The following is a 22917-nucleotide window of genomic DNA, read 5'->3' as shown; positions in this document are numbered from 1 at the left end:
GGCCCCTTTCCACGTGCGTTCAGGGAGCACCATGCGGCTCGCGACGGTCCTCGCCACCTTCACCCTTTTCGCCACCGCGCCGGCCTGGGCCGTCGACTACCGCTGGGTGGTCGGCACCGGCCAGGGCACGGTCGAGGCGAGCATCCGCAACAAGGACGGCGGCCGCTTCACGCTCTTCTGCGGCTCGGGCACCGACGAGAAGCGCTCCGGGATCATCCTGGAGGGCGTCGCCGCCAAGGCTCCGAAGGGCCAGCCGGTCGACGTGCAGGTGATCGTCGATGGCGAGAACCACGTCTTCCGGATCAAGGACGGCTACGGCCCGGTGGATGCCCGCGGCGCGCGCCTCGAACTCCAGCGGATGGCGCAGGCGCTCGTCGCCAGCAGGGCGCGGACGTTTACGGTCGAGTATCCGAGCCTCGACGCCGCCGAGACCTACCCGCTGGCCAACGTCCGCGACGCGGTGAGGGACGGAAAGAAGACCATCGTCACCCCCTGCCTGTGAGGCCGAGCGCGGCGAGCACGGCCGCCGTCGCGGCGAGGAGCAGGCAGGCGGTCCGGTAGAGGCGCAGCGCCCGTTCGACATCCGCCGCGGTGGCCTCGGGCCGGCCATCGCCCATCCAGGCATCGGCGACCCGCGTGCCGCCGTAGACCCGTGGTCCGGCGAGGCGCAGGCCCAGCGCCCCGGCCATGGCCGCCTCGGGCCAGCCGGCGTTCGGCGAGCGGTGCCGCCCGGCATCCCGCCACACGGCATGCATGGCACCCTTCGCAGAGGCGTCGCGATGGAGGGCCGCCGCCGCTACGATCAGCAGCGCCGAGAGGCGCGAGGCCGGCAGGTTCACGAGGTCGTCGAGCCGGGCGGAGGCCCAGCCGAAGGCCTCGTGGCGCGGCGTGCGGTGGCCGACCATGCTGTCGGCGGTGTTGACCGCCTTGTAGAGGACGCCGCCCGCGAGCCCTCCGGCGCCGATCCAGAACGCCGGCGCGACGATACCGTCGGAGAAGTTCTCGGACAGGCTCTCGATGGCGGCGCGGCAGACACCGGCCTCGTCGAGCGTCTCGGGATCGCGCCCGACGATCATCGAGACCGCGTGGCGTCCCCCGGCGAGCCCCTCCGCCCGCAGGCCCTGCGCCACGGTGGCGACGTGCTCGTGCAGGCTGCGCTGCGCCGGCAGGCTCGCCGCCAAGAGTGCCAGGATGACGATGCCGGGCAGAAGGCCGGCGAGGGCCGCGAGCCGGGTCAGACCGAGCCCGACCGTACCCACCACCGCGAGGAGCAGGGCGAGCGCGAAGACCCCGCCGGCCCGGCGTTGCCGGGCGTCGCCCCGGTTCAGTCCCCGGTCGAGGGCGGCGATCAGCCGGCCGATCCAGGTGACAGGATGCCCGAGCGCCCTGTAGAGCCCCTGCGGGTAGCCGCAGGCGGCCTCGACGGCGAGGGCGAGCGCCAGGATCGGCAGCGTGTGCGGCGGATGGGCGAGGTCGGTCCAGGACATCGGGGGAGCGGGCTCGGGACGCGGGATGCGCCGGTCGCCCACGGGGGCGATCTCGACGCAGCGCGGGCGCTGTTTCCCGGCGCGCCCGAGCCGTGGCTCGACCTCTCGACGGGCATCAACCCGGTCCCGTACCCCTGCCCGGCGCTGCCGCCAAGCCGTCTCGCGCGCCTGCCCTCCGCCGAGGACGATCGCCGGCTGCGCGCGGCCGCGGCGCTGGCCTACGGCGCCTCCGACCCGGCCTCTATCGTCGCGGCGCCGGGCACCCAGATCCTGATCGAGACCCTGCCGCGCCTGCGGAGGCCGGGCCGCGTCGCCGTCCTCGGGCCGACCTATGCCGAGCACGCCGCCGCCTGGGCGCGAGGCGGGCACGCCGTGGAGGCCGTGACCGCCCTCGATGCGCTGGCGGAGGCGGACGTGGCGGTCGTCGTGAACCCCAACAATCCGGACGGCCGGCGACTATCGCGCGACACCCTGCTCGCACTGGCCGCGGACATGGCCGCGCGGGACGGGCTCCTCGTCGTGGACGAGGCCTTCGCCGATCTGGAGCCGGAGGACAGCCTCTGCGGCGACCTGCGTCCCGGCCTCGCGGTGCTGCGCTCCTTCGGCAAGACCTACGGGCTCGCCGGCCTGCGCCTCGGCTTCGCGCTCGCCGAACCGGCCCTCGTCACGGCCGTGGCGCGGGCGCTCGGGCCCTGGGCCGTGTCGGGGCCGGCGGGTTTCGTCGGCGCGGCGGCCCTCTCCGACCTCGGCTGGCGTGCGGAGGCGGCGACGGCGCGCCTCGCCGATGCCGGCCGCCTCGACCGGATGATCCTCCGGGGCGGCGGCCGTGTCGTCGGCGGCACGGCGCTGTTCCGCACCGCCGATTTCGAGGACGGCCCCGGCACCTTCGCGCGGCTCGGCCTAGCCGGAATCTACGTCCGCCGCTTCGAGCAGGCTCCGCAGCGACTCCGCTTCGGCCTGCCGGCGACCCGCGAGGATTGGTGCCGTCTCTCCCGCGTCCTCAAGTGACTTGGCTAGAAGAGACTTTGCCGGAGCGGTCGAGGACCGCCACGATCAGGGCGAGGCCGGCGAAGGCGCCGCCCACCGCGCAGACCCCCGGCCATCCGGCGGTCAGGAAGGCCTGGGAGCCGGCGAAGGCGCCGATCGCCGCGAACACGAACATCGTCGTGAACAGCACCGTGTTGATCCGCCCCCGCGCGCCCGGGACGAGGGCGTAGGCGCGAGTCTGGTTGGCGATGAGCGCCGCGTTGATGCCGATATCGATGAGGAGCACGCCGACCCCGATCGCGACGAGCGAGCGCTGCCCGACGGCCCACAGCACCAGGAAGGCCGCGGCCGTCAGGACGCACCCGGTGAGCACCATCGGCCGCGCCCCGCGCCGGTCGGTGAAGCCGCCCGAGAGCGGCGCGACGAGGGCGCCCGCGACGCCGATCACCCCGAACAGCCCGGCGCCCGCCGCCGTCAGCCCGAAGGGGGGCGCCTCGACGAGCAGTGCGAGGCTCGTCCAGAAGGCGTTGAAGCTCGCGAAGAGCAGCGCCTGCGTCAGTGCGGCGACCCGCAGCACCGGCTGCGTGCGCACGAGATGCAGGATCGAGAGCATCAGGGCCCGGTAGCGCAGCTTCGCGGCGCGCCCCGTCGCGGGAAGCGTCGCCGCGGCGATCGCCGCCATGCCGAGGGCCACGCCGGCCGCCGCCAGGAACACCGCCCGCCAGCCGAGATGCGCGCCGACGAATCCGCTGACGGTCCGGGCCAGCAGGATGCCGCTGAGGAGCCCGGTCATCACCTGCCCGACGACGCGTCCCCGGCTCTCATCCGGGGCGAGCTCGGCGGCGAAGGGCACCGCCTGCTGCGCGGCCGAGGCGAGGAAGCCGATCAGGAGGCTCGCCAGCGCCAGGACGGGGAGGTTGCCTGCCAGCGCCGCGGCGACCAGCACGACCGCGAGCCCGAGGAGCTGCCAGACGATGAGGCTGCGCCGGGGCAGCCCGTCCCCGAGCGGCACCAGCAGCAGGATGCCGAGCCCGTAGCCCGTGAGACAGGCCGCCGGAATCCAGAGCGCCGCCCGCGCGCCGAACTCGGTGACGAGCATCGCGAGGAGCGGCTGGTTGTAGTAGATGTTGGCGACCGCGCCGCCGGCGATGAGCGTGAGGCCGATCCGCGCCCGGCTCGTGAGGCGCGGCGTCGCGCCCTGGCTCTGCGTCACGTCGCTTTCCCGATCTTCCGGCGGACGCGTCCCGACCCGTCGCACAGGCTCGGAAGGTCGCACCCGTCTTCCGGCCCTCGTCGGGCGCTCCCATATCGGGTGTCGCCGGCCGACGGAACCGGGGATGGCACCCGCCGAGGCGGTAAATGCCTCTTGGAGCTGGATTTGTTTCCGCTTCTAATCCGGTCCGCCGGCTGAGTCGCGCAACCGCCTCGAACGATCGACGCGCACGGGGCCTCGAACGCGGGATTTGCATGTCGACCTATCGCATCAGCTTCGCCAAGGAGATTCTCGGAGTTCCCTTCACCGTCGGCTCGGTGGAGATCGCCCGCGCAAGGAGCGCCGAGCGCGCCCGCCGGGCAGCCGAGCTGCGCTTCGCGCGCCAGCACGGGCTCCACGACTGGCGCGAGCGCGCCGACCGGGCCGAGGTCGCGGCAGCGGGCGTCTGACCGGTCGCGGCGTGTCCGCGGCGCTGGCCCTGCCGGCTCAGGGCCGCTAGATTGTCGGACGGGCCGCCGCGGGCGGTCCGGTGCTCGGGGAGCCGACGGTCTCGACGCGATGGCGGCAAGCTCCTTCTTCGGCGATCTCCTCCAGACGATCGGCGAGCGCGGCCGCGACCTCATCGGCCTCGCCCGAGGTGACATGGCGCAGCGGGCGAGCCCCGCCGAGCTCGCCAAGCTCTGCGACGACCTGATCTCCCGGCGCGGCGAGGCCTCCGGCGTCGCCCTGGCGCGGGTCATCCTTGAGCGCTACGCGAGCTTCCCGCGGGAGGACCGCCACGCCTTCCTCCGGCTCATCGCCGTGGAGTTCGACGCGGACCACGGCGCCGTCGAGCAGGCCATCGCCGCCTATCGCGAGAAGCCGACCCGCGCCCGGCTCGGAGCGCTCCACAACGTCGCCGAGCCGCGCAGCCAGGAGCTGATCCGCCGCCTCAACCTCGCCCGCGAGGGCACCCTGTCCCTCGTGCGGATGCGCGAGGACCTGTTCGACCTGCGCAAGGCATTGGGCGACGAGGAGCGGCCGGACCGGGCCCTGATCGATGCCGCCGAGAGCCTCGACGATGATTTCGAGCACCTGTTCGCGTCGTGGTTCAACCGGGGCTTCCTGGTGCTGCGCCACATCGACTGGACGACCCCGGCGCACATCCTCGAGAAGATCATCCGCTACGAGGCGGTCCACGAGATCCAGGGCTGGGAGGACCTGCGCCGGCGCATCGAGCCGCAGGACCGGCGCTGCTTCGCCTTCTTCCACCCTGCGCTGGTCGACGAGCCGCTGATCTTCGTCGAGGTGGCGCTGACCTCCGGCATCGCCCCGGCCATCGCTCCCGTGCTGGCCGACGAGCGCGCGGTGCTGCCGGCCCGCTCCGCCACCTGCGCGGTGTTCTACTCGATCTCGAACTGCCAGCGGGGGCTCGCCGGCGTCACCTTCGGCAACTTCCTGATCAAGCAGGTGGTGGAGGATCTCGCCCGTGAGATCCCGACCCTGAAGACCTTCGTGACGCTCTCTCCGGTGCCCGGCTTCGCACGCTGGCTCGACCGGGAGCGCCGGGCCGACGCGCCTCAGGGCCTGACCCGCGAGGATGTCGAGACGCTGCGCCTCCTCGACCGGCCGGACTGGGCGACCGACAAGCCGATCGCCGACACCGTCCGCAAGGCCCTTCTGCCGGCGGCCGCCGCCTACTTCCTGCGTGCCAAGAACGAGCGTGGGCGCCCCCTCGACCCGGTGGCGCGCTTCCACCTCGGCAACGGCGCCCGCCTGGAGCGGCTGAACTTTCTCGGGGACGTCTCCGCCAAAGGGCTGAAGCAGTCCTACGGCCTGATGGTGAACTACCTCTACGACCTCTCGGCCATCGAGAAGAACCACGAGACCTTCGCCAATCTCGGCACCGTGGCGGCGTCGAGTGTCGTCAGCCGCGAGTTGCGCGCGAACCTGCCGCCGCCCCGCGCCGTCGCGCTCGCGGACGCCTGACCCGGGAGACGCGCCGGATGCACAGCCGCTCGATCGAGCCCTGGACCCACGACCACGTCTTCCTCGGCGGCCGACACGAGCGCCACGAGCGTCGGACCTGGGCGGTCGTGATCCTGACCGCGGTCACGATGGTGGCCGAGATCGTCGGCGGTACCCTCGCCGGTTCGGCGGCCCTCGTCGCGGACGGCTGGCACATGGCCACGCACGCAGCAGCCCTCGGTATCGCCGCGCTCGCCTACCGCTTCGCGCGGCGGTACGCGAACGACCGCCGCTTCTCGTTCGGCACGGGCAAGATCGGCGACGTCGCGGCCTTCGCCAGCGCCATCATCCTGGGGATGATCGCCCTCTACATCGGCGTCGAGAGCGCCCATCGCCTCGTCGCGCCGGTCGCCATCGATTTCGGGCAGGCCCTGCCGATCGCGGTGGCCGGCCTTCTCGTCAACGCGGCGAGCGTCTGGCTCCTCCACGACGATCACGATCATCACCACGACCACGCCGACGCCTCCCACCACGAGGGGCATGCTCACGGCCATGAGCACGATACGAACTACCGCGCGGCCTACGTCCACGTGCTCGCGGACATGCTCACCTCGGTCCTGGCGATCGCCGCGCTGCTCGGCGGCCGGTATCTCGGCCTTGTCTGGCTCGACCCGCTGATGGGCCTCGTCGGCGCGGCGGTGATCGCGGCCTGGTCGGTGAGCCTGATCCGGTCGGCGGGGGCGGTGCTGCTCGATATCGTCCCGAGCGGGCAGATCGAGGATCAGGTCCGCCAGCGTCTGGAGACCGATGGCGACCGCGTGACGGACTTCCATCTCTGGCAGATCGGTCCGGGGCATCGGGCGGCCGTGGTCGCGATCGTCACCGACCGCCCGCAGCCGCCCTCCGCCTACAAGGCCCGCCTCGCCGGCATCCGCGATCTGAGCCACGTCACCGTCGAGGTGCAGCCCTGTCCGCATCACGCCTGAGCGCGGTCTCTCCCCAACCGCGCGCGATGTGCTAGTTCGCCGCGGATGAGCAACCACCTCTTCGCCCTGGTGCGCGGGGCGCTGCCGGCGGAGCCGGCCGCCCGCACCTTCATCGAGACCGCCGAGGGATGCCGCTACAGCTACGCGGACCTCATGGCCCGCTCCGCCGCCTACTCCGCGGCGCTGACGGCGATGGGCGTGCGCCCCGGCGACCGCGTGGCCGCGCAGGTCGAGAAGAGCGCCGAGGTGATCTTCCTCTATCTCGGTGCCGTCCGGGCGGGCGCGGTCTTCCTGCCGCTCAACACCGCCTACACCGCGCCGGAGATCGCCTATTTCCTCTCCGACGCCGAGGCCGCCCTGTTCGTCTGCGACCCCGGCCGTCGCGAGGCGCTGGAGCCGGTGGCGGCGCAGGCGGGCGTGCCCCGCGTGCATACCCTCGACGCGGCGGGCCAGGGCACCATCGCCGAGGCTGCCGACGCCGCGGCGGGTGACTTCGCCGACGTGCCCCGCGGGCCCGACGACCTCGCTGCGATCCTCTACACCTCCGGCACCACCGGGCGCTCGAAGGGCGCGATGCTGACGCACCGCAACCTCGCCTCGAACGCGGTGACGCTCGCCGCGCTCTGGCGCTTCACCGCCGCCGACGTGCTGATCCACGCCCTGCCGGTGTTCCACACCCACGGCCTGTTCGTGGCGACGAACATCGTGCTCGCGACCGGCGGCGGCATGCTCTTCCTGCCGAGGCTCGACGCGCGGCTGATCCTGTCGCTGATGCCGCGGGCGACCGCGATGATGGGCGTGCCAACCTTCTACACGCGCCTCCTCAAGGAGCCCGGCCTGACCCGCGAGGCGGCGGCCGGGATGCGCCTGTTCGTCTCGGGCTCGGCGCCGCTGCTCGCCGAGACGCATCGGGAGTGGCGGGCCCGCACGGGCCACGCCATCCTCGAGCGTTACGGCATGACCGAGACCAACATGAACACCTCAAACCCCTACGAAGGCGAGCGCATCGCCGGCACCGTGGGCTTCCCCCTGCCGGACGTGGCGTTGCGCGTCACCGATCCCGACACCGGCCGCGTGCTCGGCACCGACGAGGTCGGGATGATCGAGGTGAAGGGCCCGAACGTGTTCACGGGCTACTGGCGGATGCCGGAGAAGACGGCGGCCGAGTTCCGGGCCGACGGCTTCTTCATCACCGGCGACCTCGGCAAGGTCGATCCGCAGGGCTACGTCCACATCGTCGGGCGGGGCAAGGACCTCATCATCACCGGCGGCTACAACGTCTACCCGAAGGAGATCGAGACCGAGATCGACGCGATGCCCGGCATCGTCGAGTCGGCCGTGATCGGCCTGCCCCACGCGGATTTCGGCGAGGGCGTCACCGCCGTCGTCGTCGCCGGGGAGGGCGCCCCGGACGAGGCCGGCATCCTCTCGGCCCTGGAGGGGCGGCTCGCCCGGTACAAATGCCCGAAGCGGGTGATCTTCGCCGAGGATCTGCCCCGCAACGCCATGGGCAAGGTCCAGAAGAACCTGCTGCGCGAGCGCCTCTCCGGTCTCTACGCCACGTAGGGGAGGGGACGGGAACATCCCCTCGGGAGCCGGGTTCCCAAGCCGCGCTTCCTTACCCCCCGAGACCCGATGGCCGCCACCGCTCCGCCGCCCCGCCCCGCCAGCGAGGGCGGGGGCTCGCTCCTCTGGACGCTCGCCCTCGGGACGGCCCTCGTCGCCCTGGCGGGCGCGCGTCGGCGCGAGCGGCACCGCTATCCGCCGGGCCGGCCGGAGCGGCGCGGAGAGGGCGCCCATTCCCACGAGGGCCGCAGCGCCGAGCTCGTCGCGGCGACGCAGAGGGATCGCGGCCGCCACGCCGCGAGCCCGGTGCAGATTCCGCCCCGCGGCTGGCGGGACGTGCTCACCCGCGTCTATATGGAGTTCAACAAGGACCGCGTGCTCTCGGTCGCGGCCGGCGTGACCTTCTACTCGCTGCTGTCGCTCTTCCCGGCGGTCGCGGCGCTCGTCTCCTGCTACGGCCTCTTCGCCGACGTGCAGGTCATCAACGAGCACCTCGCCACGCTCCAGGGCGTGCTGCCCTCCGGCGCCATCGACATCATCGGCGAGCAGGTGAAGCGCATCGCCGCCAAGGGAGGCGGCACCCTGGGCCTGACCTTCTTCACCAGCCTCGCGCTCTCCCTCTGGAGCGCGAACGCCGCCATGAAGGCGATGTTCGACGCCCTGAACATCGTCTACGACGAGGAGGAAAAGCGCTCCTTCGTCATGCTCAACCTGCGCTCGCTCGCCTTCACGGGCGGGGCGCTCATCTTCACGATGCTGGCGCTCACCTGCATCGTCGTCCTGCCGGTCGTGTTCAAGTTCGTCGGCATCAGCGACGGTGCGTGGCTCGTCGCGCTGCTGCGCTGGCCGGTGCTGCTCCTGGTGATGCTCGGCGCGCTCTCCGTGCTCTACCGCTACGGGCCGAGCCGGGAGAAGGCGCGCTGGCGCTGGGTCGGCCTCGGCAGCGTCGTCGCCGCGCTTCTCTGGATCGGCGGATCGCTGCTCTTCTCCTGGTACGTCGCCAGCTTCGGCACCTACAACGAGACCTACGGCTCGCTCGGCGCCGTCGTCGGCTTCATGACCTGGATCTGGATCTCCTCGACCATCGTGCTCCTCGGCGGCGAGATCAACGCCGAGGTCGAGCACCAGACCGGGCGCGACACGACGACCGGCGCCGAGCTCCCCCTCGGGGCCCGGGAGGCGCGCATGGCCGACACCGTGGGCGCCGCGACCTGAGGCTCCTCTCGCCGACGAGGGCGCGGAACCCCATATGATAACAACACGATAGGGGAGACGATCGATGAGCGTCCGCGAAGTCAGCGCGCCCGAGACCCGCACCGAGGAGGAGTGGCGCGCCATTCTCACGCCGGAGCAGTACCACGTGCTGCGCGAGCACGGCACGGAGTGGGCCGGCACCAGCTGCCTCCTGCCGGAGAAGCGCCCCGGCACCTTCCACTGCGCCGGCTGCGGCACGCCGCTCTTCGCCACGGGCACGAAGTTCGAGTCCGGCACCGGCTGGCCGAGCTTCTTCGAGCCCCTCGACGGTGCCGTGGAGACGCAGAGCGACCGCAGCCATTGGATGGTGCGCACCGAGGTCCACTGCGCCCGCTGCAAGGGCCATCTCGGACACGTCTTCGACGACGGTCCGCCGCCCACCGGCCTGCGCTACTGCATGAACGGCATCGCGCTGACCTTCGAGCCCTCCGAAGAGGCTTGAGGCCTCAAGCGAGCCCGATCTCCCGAAGCGTGGCGACGACCCTGCGCCGTGTCTCGACGGAAAGCGGCTGGATCGGGCGCGGCGGCGCCGTCGCGCAGAGACCGAGCGCCTCAGCCGCCGCGTAGATCACCCGAAGGCTCGAGAACTCCCGGAACAGCGCCCAGAGCGGTTCGAGCCGCCCATTCAACCGCCGCGCCTCATCGGCGCGGCCGGACCGCGCCGCAGCGACGATCTCGGCGCAGGAGTCGGGAAACAGGCCGGCGGCGACGCCGTACCAGGCGTCGCCGCCGGCGATCAGGGCCTCGGCCGCGTGCCAGTCGACGCTGTAGCCGAGGGGGAAGCCGTCCGGCACCGCCCGGCGGAGGGTGTCGAGATGCGCCGCCGCCTCGCTCGGCGCCGGCGAGGGCGACTTCAGGGCGACGATGCCCGGCACCCGGCTCAAGCGGCCGACGAGGGCCGGCGTGAAGCGGAAATGCGTGGTGCCGGGATTGTCGTAGATGCAGAGCGGCAGCCCGCTTCCCTCCGCGACGGCGACGAAATGGTCGAAGACCTCGTCCTCCGTCAGCGGCGTGTAGGAGACTGCCGCGAGGAGCCCCGCCGACGCCCCCGCCGCATTCGCGTCGCGGGCGAGCGCGATCGCCTCGTCGGTGCGGAGCGCCCCGACGCCGACGAGGATCGGAACCCGTCCGGCCACTTCCTCGACCGCGGCCTCCAGCGCGCGAAGGCGCTCCTGGCGGGCGAGGTAGGCGTAGGTGCCGGTGCTGCCGAGCAGGCCGATCGAGTCCACGGGAGCCGCCGCGAGCCGGGCGACGAGCCGGCGCAGGGTGGGCGCGTCGACCGTGCCCTCCGGCGAGGCCGGCGTGATCGGGAAGGCGGAGAGTCCGGTCAGGCGCGGCGGCATCCACGCACGATGCGGATCGCCCGCCGAGGCGTCAATCCATGTGCGCCCATGGCGGGACGGCCTTGATTTCGGCACGGTTTGCCGTAGTCCCTAAGGCTATCTGAGGTAGTCGCGACCGGCCGCCGCAGGCTGTCGAAGGTCGACGGAGGTTGAGTATGAGCGTCGTTCGACGGTTTCTCGTAGCGCCATCCCTTGTGCGTCTGATCCGCAAGGAGCGCGGCAGCACCCGCATCACCGAGGGTTACTTCGCGCCGCAATCGGGCCGCACCTCTTTCGTGCGCGTCGACGGTCAGGTCTGCCATCTCGTGCTCGTGGCTCCCGGCGCCGACGGCAAGAGCGTCGAGGAGCGGACCGAGGTGCCGCGCGCCCATGGCGACGCGCTGCTCGACGTCTGCTCGGGCAAGGCCTCCTACGAGCGCACCGCCGTGCAGGTCGGCGGCCGCGAGGCCCTGATCGACCGCTATGTGGCCCCAGCGCCCCTCGACATCGTCTCGGTCGCGTTCGACGCCGAGAACGAGGCGACCGGCTTCTCGCCACCCCTGTGGTTCGGCCGCGAGGTCTCCTCGGACAACGCCTACGACCGGCACACCGTCGCCCTGCAGGGTGCTCCGCAGGCCGGCGAGGTCGGGCTGACCAACGCCGCCCTCGACGCCGTGCTCGACCTCATCGAGCCCCGCTTCGGCTTCGGCCGCTTCGGCGGATCACGGGCTCCCGAGACGGGCTCCCGAGACGAGGACCCGTCCGCCGCCCTGCGCCGCATGGCCGGCCCGGCCGCGCAGCCGGCCGCCGCCACGGCACCCGTCGCGGCGCCCGTCGAGCCGCCGGAGCCTGAGGTTCTGCCGCAGGCGAAGGCCCCCGAGCCACCGGCACCGGAGCCCAAGGCACCGGAGAAGCCGCCGGAGCCGAAGCCGGCGGAGAGCAAGGCTCCCGAGGCCAAGCCCGCCGAGGCGCCCGCGCCGCAGCCGGAGGCGAAGCCCGCCAAGGACGCGGATGCCCGCATGGACGACGTCTTCGAGAGCCTCTCCCAGGCGCTCGGCGCCGCGATCCAGCCCGCCGCTCCGGCGCCGGCCGCCAAGGCCGAGGAGGACCCCGGCGCCTCCTTCGAGCGCTGGACGGTGCGTCCGCGCCGCAACCTCACCCCGAACTGAGACGATCCCCGGCTTCACGCCCGTGTTTGGACCCCGGACGCCCGCTCGCGAGAGCGGGCGTTTCCGTTTGGCGGCCGCGAGAAGCGTCGCATCGCGGCAACGGCGGATCGGAACGTTTGTCACCGCTTCGTGCCGCTGGAATAGGACAGGTGCGTTGAGCGTGCTCGCCAAACTCGCTAGCGTCGACCGATAACGGGAGGCCGCGCCGCGAGCGCAGGGATCAGAGACGATGGCGCAGGCAACGATTCCGGCCGAGGCCGCCCACGGCGCTCCTCCCGCCCAAGAGCCCTGGTACAAGGTCCTCTACATCCAGGTCCTGATCGCCATCGTCCTCGGCGTCGCCCTCGGCTACTTCTATCCCGAGGCCGGCAAGTCGGTGAAATGGCTCGGCGACGCCTTCATCGCGCTCATCAAGATGATGATCGCGCCGATCATCTTCTGCACCATCGTCCACGGCATCGCCTCGATCGGCGACCTCAAGAAGGTCGGCCGCGTCGGCCTCAAGGCGCTGATCTACTTCGAGGTCGTCTCGACGCTGGCGCTGCTGATCGGCATCCTCGTCGGCGAGATCATCCAGCCCGGCGCCGGCTTCAACGCCGACGTCTCCAAGCTCGACGCCAAGGCGGTGGAAGGCTACGCCAGCAAGGCCGCCGCGGATTCGACCGTGGCGCACATCCTGGGGCTGATCCCGAAGAGCTTCTTCGACGCCTTCGCCACCGGCGACCTGCTCCAGGTGCTCCTGATCTCGATCCTCACCGGCGTCGTCGTCACCGGTCTGGGCGAGCGGGCGGCCGGCGTCTCCCACGCCATCGACACCGCCGGGCAGATCTTCTTCCGGATCATCGGCCTCATCGTGAAGCTCGCGCCCATCGGCGCCTTCGGCGCGATGGCCTTCACCATCGGGCAGTACGGCATCGGCAAGGTCGTGGACCTCGCCTGGCTGGTGGGCACCTTCTACGTCACGGCGCTGCTGTTCGTGATCGTGGTGCTCGGCACCATCGCGCGCTTCTCCGGATTCTCGATCTTCCGGTTCCTGGCCTACATCAAGGACGAGTTGCTCATCGTGCTCGGCACCTCGTCCTCCGAGACGGTGCTGCCGCACATCATGGCCAAGATGCGCCGCCTCGGCGCCTCGGACTCCGTCGTCGGCCTCGTGGTGCCGACCGGCTACTCGTTCAACCTCGACGGCACCAACATCTACATGACGCTGGCGACCCTGTTCCTGGCCCAGGCGGTCGGTGCCGATCTCACCATCGGGCAGTACGCCACCATCATCCTCGTCGCGATGCTGACCTCGAAGGGCGCCTCGGGCGTCACCGGTGCCGGCTTCATCACGCTGGCCGCGACGCTCGCCGCCATCCCCAACAACCCGGTGCCCGTCGCGGCGATGACGCTGGTGCTGGGCATCGACAAGTTCATGTCCGAGTGCCGGGCGCTGACGAACCTCGTCGGCAACGGCGTCGCCTGCGTCGTGGTCAGCCGCTGGGAGGGCGAGCTCGACAAGGACAAGCTCAACCAGGTGATGGCGCACCCGGTCGCGATCGGCACGCAGATCTCCGACGCGCCGCCGGCCCCCCTGGACGAGCCCGCGGCTGGGGCCGCGCCCGGCAAGGTCGCGCCGGCGGAGTAGCCCGGCTACGCGCTCGTCCGGCCTTCGCGCGCGCCGATCCTTGCGCTAGGAGCGGCGGCGCGGCCCTTCGCACTGGCGGGGCGCGCCGCGTGAAGCCCGGCCGCCGATGCGACGCCTCCTTGCCAACACCACCGCCTTCTACGGCGCGCAGCTCCTCGCCCGGCTGATCAACTTCGGCTACCTGCTCGTCCTGGCGCGGACGCTGGTGCCGGACGCCTTCGGGCATCTCAACCTCGCCCTCTCGGTCCTCGTCATCGCCGATACCTGCGCCGATCTCGGCCTGTCGCGGCTCGCCCTGCGGGAGATGTCGCGCGATCCCGAGGCCGCGTCGCGCTACCTGAGCGCGCTTTCGGTCTTGAAGGCGCTCACCGCCGCGCTCTGCTACGCCGGCAGTGTCGCCTTCGCCTGGTTCGGCGGATATCCCGCCGAGGTCACGGCGATGATCGCGCTGTCCGGGCTCGGTCTCGTCTTCACCGGCAGCTCGATGCTCTTCGAGAGCGCCCTGCACGTGCGCCAGCGCTTCGGCTTCGTCTCCCTGGCTCATCTCACCCTGAGCCTGCTCCAGGCCGCCACAGGATTTCTCGTCCTGGGCGCCGGAGGCGGCGCGCTCGCCATCGCCGGCACGGCGATCCTCACCAACGGCGCCTACTGCGCCATCGTGTTCGTCGGGCTCCGCCGCGCCGGGATCGTCCTGAGCCCGACCGTGGCGCCTTCCTTCTGGCGCGCGTGCCTCGTCCAGTCGGCGGCCTACGGAGCGATGGCGATCCTCTCGATCCTCTCGACCCGCGTCGAGCTTCTGGTGCTCGGCTGGTTCGCGGCCGGCGCCGATCTCGGCGCCTACAGCATCGCCCTGAAGCTGATGGAGGCGGCGCTGCTCGCGCCCGTCACGCTGGGCATCGTCGTCGCGCCGACCTTCGCCCGCCACCATGCCGGCACGGGCGAGGAGCTCGCGAGCCTCTACCTGCGCGTGCTGCGCTTCGGCCTGCTCGCCGCGATCCCCGGCGCGCTCGTCGCCGGGCTTGTGGTCGGGCCGGTCACGAACGGCCTCGTCGGCGGCCGCTACGCCGGGCTCGAGGAGCTGCTGCGCGTGATGTTCGCCGCCTTCCCCTTCGCGGCGGCGCACTGCCTCAACATCGGCCTGCTGCTCGGCTCGGACCGGCAGCGGGGTACGCTCGCCCTCGTCGCCGGGCTGCTGGCGCTTCAGGTCGGCATCAGCGCGACCCTGGTCTCGCAGCTCGGCACCGACGGCGCGGCGCTGGCCTTCCTCGCGATCAACGTCGTTTCCGGCATCGCCTCGACGCTCTGCGTCTGGCGCTGGTTCATGCGCGGGGCGCGGCTCGGGCAGGCGATCCTGCCGCCGCTCGCGGCCGGCGCCGTACTCCTCGGGCTGGCGCTCCTCGGCCAGCCCGTCGCCGCGCTGATCGCCTTCGCGGCGATCGGCGGGATCGTGGCGCTCGGCCTGCCGCTGCCGGCCTACCGGGAAACCGCGCCGGCCTGACGTCCTAGCGCAGCCGTCCCGAGCCGCCCTCCGCGGCGAGCTGCGGCCGGAGCGGGCGACCGCCCGTCTCGTGGAGGCCGGGGAAGCGGGCGGCCATCCGCCGCTCCTCCAGCCACCACAGCAGCAGGCCGAAGGCCGGGATCAGGGCGAGGGCGGCCACCAGCGCCGCGAGCGCCAGGATCAGCCGGCTGGGCCCCGTCGGCAGCACCGGCCGGGTCGGCGGGTCAATGACCTGGATGCGGATCTTCACCTCCTGCGCCTTCATCACCCGACGGTCCTCGGAGGCCTTGCGGTAGGTCTGATAGGCCTCCGAGGCGATCTCGAGATTGCGGCCGGCGCGGTTGAAGTCGCTCTCGACGCCCTGGAGCGTGCGCAGCCGCTCGCGATAGGCGGCGAGCGTCTCGCGCACGATCCGGCTCTCCCGCGCGAGCGCCGCCTCGACGGTGGCGATCTGCCGGTCGAGCTCGCGCACCTCGCGGCTGTCGGGCGTCACGGAGACGAGGAGGCGGGCGCGGTCGACGCGCATCGTGTTGAGCTGCGCCTGGAGCGCCGAGATCTGCCCGCCGACGATGGTGGAATCGCCCTGGCCGGCGCCGGTGCCGTCGAGCGCCGTGTCGGCGCCGTTCGCGGCAGCGATGTCGGCCACGGGCCCGAGCTTCTCGATGCGGTCGAGGAGGAAGGTCTTCTCGCGCTTGAGGTCGACGATCTTGTAGCGCTGGCCGAGCGCGCTCATGTCACGCTCGGCCTTGTCGAGCTCGTCGCGGGCGCGCTTCGACTGCTCGACGAAGAGGTCGTAGCCGTCCGACAATCCGTTCAGCTCGCCGACCTTGGCCTGGAACAGCTCGATCAGCGCGTCGAGAACCAGCGGTGGCACCCGCGGGTTGCGCCAGCGGAAGGCCACCGAGATCACCTGCGTCTGGCGCACGGGGTAGACCTGGAGCGACTTCTCCACCGCCTCGATCAGAGCCTCGCGGGGATCGACCGGCTCGACGAGCCGCGCCGAGACCAGCACGCCGTTGATCGCCTCGCTCACGGTGCGGATCGTGCCGGCGATGGCCTGCATCAACGCCGAGCTCGGCTCGGGATCACGGAAGGCGTCCATGCCGAGCTTGTCCACCACCGCCACCACGAGGTCGTGGGAGCGCAGGATCTCGGATTGCGAGGTCACCGCCTCGACCGCCTGGAGCTGGGTGCTGTTGTACTGCACGTCCGCCCGCGACAGCGACACGCCGCGCCCCTCGAAGTTGACGAGGAGCTTGCCGACCGACTCGTAGGCGGGCTTCTTCAGGTAGATCCCGGCCATCGCCGCGCCGAAGAAGCCGGCGAAGACGAGAAAGGCGAGGAACGGGCGGCGGCGCAGCGCCGCCAGCGTGCCGGAGACGAGACTCATCGAGGATACTCCGCGCGGTCGGCGCCGCGCTCGACGGAAGGCTGGCGTGGGCGATCGAGAATGATCGCCAGTGGGAACAGGAACCCGAACAGCAGCAGCGTGCTCGAGAAATGCGTGTAGGCCGTCACGGTGGCGGCGTTGAGGAGGTAGACGAGGGTCCCGAGCAGCACCGAGACCCCGAGCGCCGAGGTGTCCGGGTAGGGTGCCCGCGCCACGCGGAGCATCACCCGCGCCAGCGCCACGAGGAAGACGGCGAAGGCGACGATTCCGACGATGCCGGTCTCGGCGGCGAGCTGGAGGTAGAAGCTCTCGGCCACGCGGATGCGCTCGACGGCATCGGCGCCGAACTCGTTCACTGGGCCGATCCGGTGGGCACGCATGGCGTCGAGATAATATTCGGGGAAGTTGCCGAAGCCGACGCCGAGGAGCGGATGGTCGCGGAACAGGGAGGCGGCGGTCTCCCAGAGCTTCTGGCGGAGCGTCACGTTGTCCATGTCGTTGAGCCGCTCCGAGACGCGGGCTCCGAGCCAGGGCCAGGCGAGCAGGCCGCCGAGCGCCAGGCCGATCGCGCCGGTCGCAAGCCAGCGGCGGAGCGCGGGCACGGTCAGGCCGGCGATCACCGTCGCCAGCAGCGCCGCTCCCGTCGCCGTGCGGGAAAAGCTCGTGGCGAGGCCGACGAGGCAGATCGCGGCGGCCGCGCCGTAGACGAGGCGCCGCCGCCAGCCCGGAGCCGTGCCGAAACGGACGACCGCGTAGGGGTAGACCATGCCCACGCAGGTCGCGAACTCGATCGGCTGGCTGAAGACGCTGAAGCTCCGGTAGGCGATGTCCGCCCCGAGCTGGTCGCCGGTGAAGTAGAAGGTCGACCAGTCCTCCTTGCCCTGCGGGATGAGGATGTTCTGGAGGAGCCAGTTCTCGCCGACCCGGAACTCGTAGATTGCGTAGAGCGAGATCGCGACGGCCGCGGCGAGAAGCGCGGCAAGCACCCGCTCCACGTCCGCCCGCTCGCGCACGATCACCGTGATGGCGACGAAGGTGGCGAGCGGAAAGGCGAAGGCCTTCAGCCACATGTTGATGCCTTCCGAGCCCGTGCCCGGATCGATCAGCGACAGGGCCGCGACGAAGGCGAAGGCGAGGAAGGGCCGCAGGGCCGGCCTGTCGAGAAGGCCCGGTCGGCTCGCCGGGTGCGGCGCGGCCATGGCCTTCAAGATCAGGCAGCCGAGGAGCGTCAGCAGCATGGTCAGCGCCACCGGCGGCGGCGGCAGCGGACCGATCGGCGGCGGGCGCACGTAGAGCGGCACGGCGAGCTGCACGAAGGCGTAGAGCGCCAGCGCCCAGGGCGGAGAGACGAAGCACAGCACGACGTAGAGGCCGGCGGCGAGGATCAGCGCCGGCAGCACCGGCTGGAAGGAGAAGGCCGCGCCGAGCAGCACCGCGCCCGCGACGGCGGCAAGGGTCGCCGCCGGCCGCCAGGCCGTCTCGCCGCCCAGGATGCCGCTCGGCGCACTCAACCTCTCGCTCTCCCCGCTTGCCCGCAGGCCGCTTCTGTGATGCTAACCGGCCCCGAAAGGCGTGCGGAGGCGGCCCGCCGCCGCGCCGATGCCCGTCGTGGCCGGCCGCTCGAGCGCCGCCAGCATCGCATACAAGGCCGCGGCCGTTGATCCGGGGGCTCTACCGAATGCGCCTGCGCCTCCTCGCCCTGCTCTGCGCGCTGGCGCTGCCCTCGGCCGCCCGGGCCGAGCCCGTGGTCGCCGTCTCGGGCGTGCCCCGCGACCTCGCGCAGACGCGGGACTGGGACCGCATCTTCGCCGATCTCAGGGCGAACGGCGTCACCGCCTTCTTCCCGACCTTCCAGTATGTCGAGCAGCCGGAGGCCAAGAGCCTCGGCTTCGAGACCGAGTTCGTGCCGCCCTGCAAACCCGACGCCCCGGCCTTCGCGGCGATGCGCCGGCACGGCATCCGCCTGCTGGCGCCGGGCGGCCTGCTCTACCCGGCCGACGCGATGCCGGCCGCCGGCGAGGCCGACCCGCTGCGGGCGCTCATCGCCTGCACCGGCCGCGACGGGATCGCCGGAGTCGTCGCCTATGACGAGCCGCCGCACCAGGGGGTGAAGCTCTCGGCCTCCGAGGCGCTCTACAGGCGGGTGAAGGCCATCGACGCGAGCCTGCCGGTGATGATGGTCCACGCGCCGCTGGTGATGGACCGGCCCGAGCTTCAGACCCGAATCGGCCGCAAGCGCTACCTCGACGAGGTCAAGGCGCATGGCCGCTTCGCGAACATGGTCGGCTTCGACGTCTATCCGATCCCGCAGGAGCTCGCGCAGACCGCGCTTCCCGCCCTCGACGTGGCGCAGGCGGGACCCGCCGAGACGGTGCGCGCCTACGCCGACTGGGTCGCCCGCGAGCTGCCCGACAAGCGCCGCTTCATGGTGCTCCAGGGCTTCTCCTACGCCGACCAGTACGACCCGGCGGTGGTCGCCGGCATGAAGGGCTCGCCGATCCTCGATATCGTGCGCCCGCCGACGAAGGCCGAGCTGCGCGCGATGACGGATGCCGCCGTGGCGGGCGGCGCGGAAATCGTGGTGTTCTGGGGAACGAGCTTCATCGCCAAGGCCGAGTCGCCCGCCTGGGGCGACATCCTCGCGGTCTCGAAGGCGGTCGCCCCGCCGCGCTGAGGCGCACGGTATCAAGGCGCGTCCGGCAGAAGGACGAGATCGCGCACCGCCTCCGGGTCGCCCTCCATCGCCACCGGCACCAGCGCCGCTGCGGGCGCATCCCAGGCCAGCGCCGCGTAGCCGAGCCGGGCGAAAGGTTCGAGCACGTCGCCGGCCCGGAAGCCCATGTTGGCGAGCTTCGGCGGGTTGATCTCGCAGCACACGACCGGCCGCGTCGCGGCGAGGAAGGCGCTGCCGCCGCGCAGCACCAGGGGCTCGGCGCCCTCGACATCCATCTTCACGAAGGCGACCGCCGGCTTCCCCTGCGTTTCCCAGACATCGTCGAGGCGGCGCACGCCGACGCTCACCGCGCCGTCGCGCTCGCTCTCCGGGGCCAGTGCGCCGCGGCCGACATCGTCGGGCACGTAGAGGGTGGCGCGGCCCTCGCTCTCGCCGAGCGCCGTGGTGTGGACATGGGCGCTGGCATGCCCCGACAGCTCTAGCGCCTCGGCGAGCGCGGCGGCTGTCTCCGGCCCCGGCTCGAAGGCGTCGACGCGGCCCGTTGGCCCGGCCCGCTCGGCCATGCGCAACGTCCAGAGGCCGAGGTTCGCGCCGATGTCGTAGCAGCGGTCGCCCGGCTTCACGAACCGGTCGATGGCGTGGCGCACGGAGGGCTCGTAGGCATCGCGCAGGAGGAAGATGCCGGCGCGGATGCCGTGTTCGCCGGGCCGCGCCTGGAGGCGCATCCGCGAGCGGCCGTGGAGGGGCACCACCGGCCGGGCGCTCGCCATCCGATAGGCCTTCCAGAGCAGGATGCGCGCCCCCAGGCGGTGCAGCGGCACCTCGGCGGAGCGTTCGCGCAGCTCGCGCAGGCTCTCGATCAGGCTCACGGGGACTCCGGCGCGGGCTCGGCGAGAAGGCCCCTCATGAGATGGGAGGCGTGGCTCGCGGCGTAGATCTTGTCGGCGACGACCCGCCGCTCGCACAGGCGCGCCAGCGGCGCGTAGACGGCGGCGTCGACGGCCGGGTGAAGAAGGAGGCGCAGCAGCGCGAGCTTGCCGGCTCGTCCGGGCTCCAGGAGGCCGCCGGTGAGCCGGGCGAAGTTCTCGGGGTTGATGCTGCGCAGGGCCCGCACTGCGCGTCCGACCTGCTCCATGCGCCGCAGCGATTCCGGCAGGGTGATCGGGTGGAGATGCCGGCCGAGCGCCTCGGCGTTGTAGCGCAGGCTCAGGCCCCGCGCGAACAGCCGCTGACCCCATTCGGAGTCCTCGCAGAAGCGCAGGCGCTCGTCGAGGAACTGGCCGGTCTCGCGGAGGAAATCGCGCTTGAGCGAGACGTTGCTCGTGTAGAAGTAGCCGTAATCGACCGCCTCGCCGTGCCGGATGCGGCCGTAGCCGAACTGGCTGCCGCTCGTCTCCAGCCAGCGCATCAGCGGCGTCACCTCCGGCGGCTCGGCCCAGAGGATGCGGCCGAGCACCGCGACCGCCGCCTCGGGATGGCGCGAGTCGTGCCACGCCGAGTGCTCGGCGATCAGGTTCGGCTCGGGCAGGATGTCGTCGCCCGCGATCAACAGTATCCGGCCCTGCGCCTCCCGCAGGGCACGGTTGCGCGCGGCGGAGGGGCCGCAGTTGGCGTCCTGGACGAAGAAGCGGAGCGGATAGGGCAGCGAACCCGCGATGTCCCCGAGCATGACCGGCGTCCCGTCGCCGGAGGCGTCGTCGACGACGATGATCTCGAAGCGTCCCGCCGCCCGCTGCTCTCCATAGAGCATCAGCGTGCGATGCAGGATCGCAGCGCGCCGGTAGGTCGGGATTACGACGCTGACGTCGAACGCATGCATCGTCGATCGAAGCTCTCACCTTCGCGGCGGTATGATGTCAGCTTAGCCGCTCTGCGCCCTCAACTGCGAAGTCAGAGTGCGTATCCTTGGAAGTTGTCAAGGCGCGATGTCGTGAGACGCTAAGTCAAGTCATCGTGCGCGTGTTTACAGTCTGTTATCGTTAATCTAGAAGCGCCTCACAGTGAAGTCTGGTTCGGGGTCCGCGAGGTTGCACGCTGCCGAAGGCTCGGCGCGAAGCCCATGCGAGGCACCGGACTTGGTTAACGCGGACGTGCCGCCCCGCACTGCCGGGCGGCATTCCTCTGCGTAGGAAGGCACGACCGTCGAGGCGCCTGAAGCGTCGGCGGTCGAGGCGATGGGCGGGGCGGGGCGATGCGTATCTATCACGTCGAAGTGCCGCGCCTTGCCGTGCTCCTCGCGGCGGTCGACGTGGCCGCGGTGAGCGCCGTGGTCCTGGCGGCGAAGTCCACCGGCTTCGGACCGGTCTCGGCGGCAGGGCCCGCAGTCCTCCTCTGGTCGATCGTCATCCCCGCCTTCGCGATGGGGCTCTACCAGCGCTCGTTCCTGGGGCTGCATCGGCTGCCCACCCGTGCGGTCAGCGTGTTCGCCGCCGCCGTGCTCCTCCAGGCTCTCGCCTCCGAGGTGGGCCTTCTCGACCGGTTCGACCTCACGGCCGCCGCGCTCAGCCTGGCCGGCGTGTCGGCGCTGGTGCTCAACCGGCTCGTGACCTGCCGTCTCGCCGAGACGCCGACCTTCAAGAGCCGCGTGCTGCTCATCGGCGACGACCGGTCCGGGCGGCGGCTCGCCGAGATCGAGGCGCGGGCCCGCCCGGCGCGCTTCGTCCAGGCCGGCTTCATCCCGGCGGAGGGCGGAGCCGAGGCCGTCGCCTGCGCCTTCCGGGATTCGCGCATCGACGCCATCGTCCTCGACATCGCCGGAGAGCCCGAGGGGGCGCTGGCCGACGTGCTCCTGCGCGCCCGGCTCGCCGGCGCCCGCGTCGAGACGCTCGGCACCTTCGTCGAGCGCGAGACACGGCAGATCGAGGTCGACGACCGCGAGGCCCTCCGGCTGATCTTCTCCGAGGGCTCGCAGCGCGGTGCGGCGAGCCGCCTCGTCAAGCGCATCCTCGACGTGACGGCGAGCCTCGCGATCCTGCTCACGACCCTGCCGCTGATGCTGCTCGCCGGGCTCGCGGTGGTGCTCTGCGACCGCGGGCCGATGTTCTACCGGCAGGAGCGGGTCGGGCTCGGCGGGCGGAGCTTCCGCATCATGAAGTTCCGTACCATGCGCGTCGACGCGGAGGCCGACGGCGTGGCCCGCTGGGCCGTCGCCGGGGACCGCCGAACGACGGCGGTCGGCCGCTTCCTGCGCAAGTCGCGCATCGACGAGCTGCCGCAGATCCTCAACGTCCTGCGCGGCGACATGAGCCTCGTCGGCCCCCGCCCCGAGCGGCCGCAGATCGTGGCGGAGCTGGAGGCGGCGATCCCGCTCTACGCGCACCGGCACCTCGTGCCACCGGGCCTCACCGGCTGGGCGCAGATCAACTACCCCTACGGCGCCAGCCTCGCCGACGCCGAGCAGAAGACCGCCTACGACCTCTACTACCTGAAGAACGGCAGCGTGATCCTCGACCTCGTCATCCTCGTCCAGACGGTGCGGGTCGTGCTGCTGGCGGAAGGTTCTCGCTGAGGTCTCAGGCGAGCAGGTAGACGATGCCGGACCAGAGGGCGACGGAGGCACCGATGATGGCAGCGGCAGCCCGGCGGCGTGACCAGGCATCGTCAGCGGCGGTCGGCGGCAGGAAACCAGCCGACCCTGAAACGAGCGGGACTTGCATCGTGGCCTCGACCTCCATCGTGGCCCCCACGGTCGCGGGCGCAGCTTGCCAACAAGTTAACGTACCGCGGTCATCCCCGTTGCATAGCGCCTTGTAGTGCAGAGCACGCTCGGATTGCTGCGCCGCACCTGTCGATGG

General features: G+C 71.8%; 21 protein-coding genes. 13 read left to right on the top strand and 8 right to left on the bottom strand.

Going from position 1 to position 22917, the window contains the following annotated elements; all coding sequences use genetic code 11:
• Positions 1–31: 31 nt before the first annotated feature.
• Entirely contained in the window at positions 32–502 is a 471-nt protein-coding gene (locus MFF04_RS03960; RefSeq protein ID WP_238274169.1) for a YfjT/YkfB family phage-associated protein, read from the top strand.
• Here the strand turns inward: MFF04_RS03960 and cbiB are convergent.
• A complete protein-coding gene (cbiB, locus tag MFF04_RS03955) occupies positions 486–1487 on the bottom strand; it encodes an adenosylcobinamide-phosphate synthase CbiB (protein ID WP_238274168.1) in 1002 nt (333 codons plus the stop codon). The genes MFF04_RS03960 and cbiB overlap by 17 nt on opposite strands.
• On the opposite strand from cbiB, the gene cobD reads away from it, so the two are divergent.
• Positions 1464–2495, top strand: a complete 1032-nt coding sequence (cobD, locus tag MFF04_RS03950) for a threonine-phosphate decarboxylase CobD (RefSeq protein WP_238274167.1) — start codon at positions 1464–1466, stop codon at positions 2493–2495. The two genes, cbiB and cobD, sit on opposite strands and share 24 nt — an antisense overlap.
• Here cobD and MFF04_RS03945 read toward each other — a convergent pair.
• Complete coding sequence (locus MFF04_RS03945) at positions 2488–3687, bottom strand: MFS transporter (protein WP_238274166.1); 1200 nt, start codon at positions 3685–3687, stop codon at positions 2488–2490. The two genes, cobD and MFF04_RS03945, sit on opposite strands and share 8 nt — an antisense overlap.
• 254 nt (positions 3688–3941) lie before the next feature.
• On the opposite strand from MFF04_RS03945, the gene MFF04_RS03940 reads away from it, so the two are divergent.
• The 6 genes from MFF04_RS03940 to msrB all read left to right on the top strand — a co-directional run bounded on the left by MFF04_RS03940 (position 3942) and on the right by msrB (position 9882).
• Positions 3942–4136 carry a hypothetical protein gene (locus tag MFF04_RS03940; protein ID WP_238274165.1) on the top strand — a complete coding sequence of 65 codons (195 nt, stop codon included), beginning with the start codon at positions 3942–3944 and terminating at the stop codon, positions 4134–4136.
• A gap of 109 nt (positions 4137–4245) precedes the next feature.
• Positions 4246–5655: a malonyl-CoA decarboxylase gene (locus MFF04_RS03935; protein WP_238274164.1), complete on the top strand. Its 1410-nt coding sequence runs from the start codon at positions 4246–4248 to the stop codon at positions 5653–5655.
• Positions 5656–5672: 17 nt separating this feature from the next.
• Positions 5673–6620, top strand: a complete 948-nt coding sequence (dmeF, locus tag MFF04_RS03930; RefSeq protein WP_238274163.1) for a CDF family Co(II)/Ni(II) efflux transporter DmeF — start codon at positions 5673–5675, stop codon at positions 6618–6620.
• 45 nt (positions 6621–6665) lie between these two features.
• Positions 6666–8186 (top strand): malonate--CoA ligase, encoded by a 1521-nt coding sequence (locus MFF04_RS03925; protein ID WP_238274162.1) that lies wholly within the window; start codon positions 6666–6668, stop codon positions 8184–8186.
• A 69-nt stretch (positions 8187–8255) separates the two neighbouring features.
• A complete protein-coding gene (locus MFF04_RS03920; RefSeq protein ID WP_238274161.1) occupies positions 8256–9401 on the top strand; it encodes a YihY/virulence factor BrkB family protein in 1146 nt (381 codons plus the stop codon).
• 64 nt (positions 9402–9465) lie between these two features.
• Positions 9466–9882 carry a peptide-methionine (R)-S-oxide reductase MsrB gene (gene msrB, locus MFF04_RS03915; protein ID WP_238274160.1) on the top strand — a complete coding sequence of 139 codons (417 nt, stop codon included), beginning with the start codon at positions 9466–9468 and terminating at the stop codon, positions 9880–9882.
• A gap of 4 nt (positions 9883–9886) precedes the next feature.
• On the opposite strand, the gene MFF04_RS03910 is transcribed toward msrB, so the two are convergent.
• Positions 9887–10783, bottom strand: a complete 897-nt coding sequence (locus MFF04_RS03910; protein ID WP_238274159.1) for a dihydrodipicolinate synthase family protein — start codon at positions 10781–10783, stop codon at positions 9887–9889.
• Positions 10784–10938: 155 nt separating this feature from the next.
• Here MFF04_RS03910 and MFF04_RS03905 point away from each other — a divergent pair, with 155 nt between their 5' ends.
• The 3 genes from MFF04_RS03905 to MFF04_RS03895 all read left to right on the top strand — a co-directional run bounded on the left by MFF04_RS03905 (position 10939) and on the right by MFF04_RS03895 (position 15059).
• Complete coding sequence (locus MFF04_RS03905; RefSeq protein WP_238274158.1) at positions 10939–11931, top strand: CYTH domain-containing protein; 993 nt, start codon at positions 10939–10941, stop codon at positions 11929–11931.
• 229 nt (positions 11932–12160) lie between these two features.
• Positions 12161–13561, top strand: a complete 1401-nt coding sequence (locus MFF04_RS03900; protein WP_238274157.1) for a dicarboxylate/amino acid:cation symporter — start codon at positions 12161–12163, stop codon at positions 13559–13561.
• A gap of 106 nt (positions 13562–13667) precedes the next feature.
• The gene (locus MFF04_RS03895; RefSeq protein WP_238274156.1) at positions 13668–15059 is read left to right on the top strand and encodes an oligosaccharide flippase family protein; all 1392 of its coding nucleotides are present in this window, start codon (positions 13668–13670) and stop codon (positions 15057–15059) included.
• Between the two features lie 4 nt (positions 15060–15063).
• On the opposite strand, the gene MFF04_RS03890 is transcribed toward MFF04_RS03895, so the two are convergent.
• Together MFF04_RS03890 and MFF04_RS03885 are read right to left on the bottom strand one after the other, a co-directional pair.
• Positions 15064–16449 (bottom strand): GumC family protein, encoded by a 1386-nt coding sequence (locus MFF04_RS03890; protein ID WP_238274155.1) that lies wholly within the window; start codon positions 16447–16449, stop codon positions 15064–15066.
• A complete protein-coding gene (locus tag MFF04_RS03885; protein WP_238274154.1) occupies positions 16446–17960 on the bottom strand; it encodes an O-antigen ligase family protein in 1515 nt (504 codons plus the stop codon). Before MFF04_RS03885 ends, MFF04_RS03890 begins: the two co-directional genes overlap by 4 nt.
• A gap of 167 nt (positions 17961–18127) precedes the next feature.
• On the opposite strand from MFF04_RS03885, the gene MFF04_RS03880 reads away from it, so the two are divergent.
• The gene (locus MFF04_RS03880; RefSeq protein ID WP_238274153.1) at positions 18128–19123 is read left to right on the top strand and encodes a hypothetical protein; all 996 of its coding nucleotides are present in this window, start codon (positions 18128–18130) and stop codon (positions 19121–19123) included.
• A gap of 11 nt (positions 19124–19134) precedes the next feature.
• On the opposite strand, the gene MFF04_RS03875 is transcribed toward MFF04_RS03880, so the two are convergent.
• Together MFF04_RS03875 and MFF04_RS03870 are read right to left on the bottom strand one after the other, a co-directional pair.
• Positions 19135–19992 (bottom strand): FkbM family methyltransferase, encoded by an 858-nt coding sequence (locus MFF04_RS03875; protein ID WP_238274152.1) that lies wholly within the window; start codon positions 19990–19992, stop codon positions 19135–19137.
• Positions 19989–20942 (bottom strand): glycosyltransferase family 2 protein, encoded by a 954-nt coding sequence (locus MFF04_RS03870; RefSeq protein WP_238274151.1) that lies wholly within the window; start codon positions 20940–20942, stop codon positions 19989–19991. Before MFF04_RS03870 ends, MFF04_RS03875 begins: the two co-directional genes overlap by 4 nt.
• Before the next feature lie 372 nt (positions 20943–21314).
• Here MFF04_RS03870 and MFF04_RS03865 point away from each other — a divergent pair, with 372 nt between their 5' ends.
• Positions 21315–22631 (top strand): exopolysaccharide biosynthesis polyprenyl glycosylphosphotransferase, encoded by a 1317-nt coding sequence (locus MFF04_RS03865; protein ID WP_238274150.1) that lies wholly within the window; start codon positions 21315–21317, stop codon positions 22629–22631.
• A 4-nt stretch (positions 22632–22635) separates the two neighbouring features.
• Here the strand turns inward: MFF04_RS03865 and MFF04_RS03860 are convergent, their stop codons facing one another.
• Positions 22636–22797, bottom strand: a complete 162-nt coding sequence (locus MFF04_RS03860) for a hypothetical protein (protein WP_238274149.1) — start codon at positions 22795–22797, stop codon at positions 22636–22638.
• Positions 22798–22917 lie beyond the last annotated feature (120 nt).

Source organism: Methylobacterium jeotgali, assembly GCF_022179345.1.
GTDB classification, from domain to species: Bacteria; Pseudomonadota; Alphaproteobacteria; order Rhizobiales; family Beijerinckiaceae; genus Methylobacterium; species Methylobacterium jeotgali.
The sequence above is the reverse complement of the archived record's forward strand: the minus strand, read 5'-3'. Positions and strand labels throughout refer to the sequence as shown.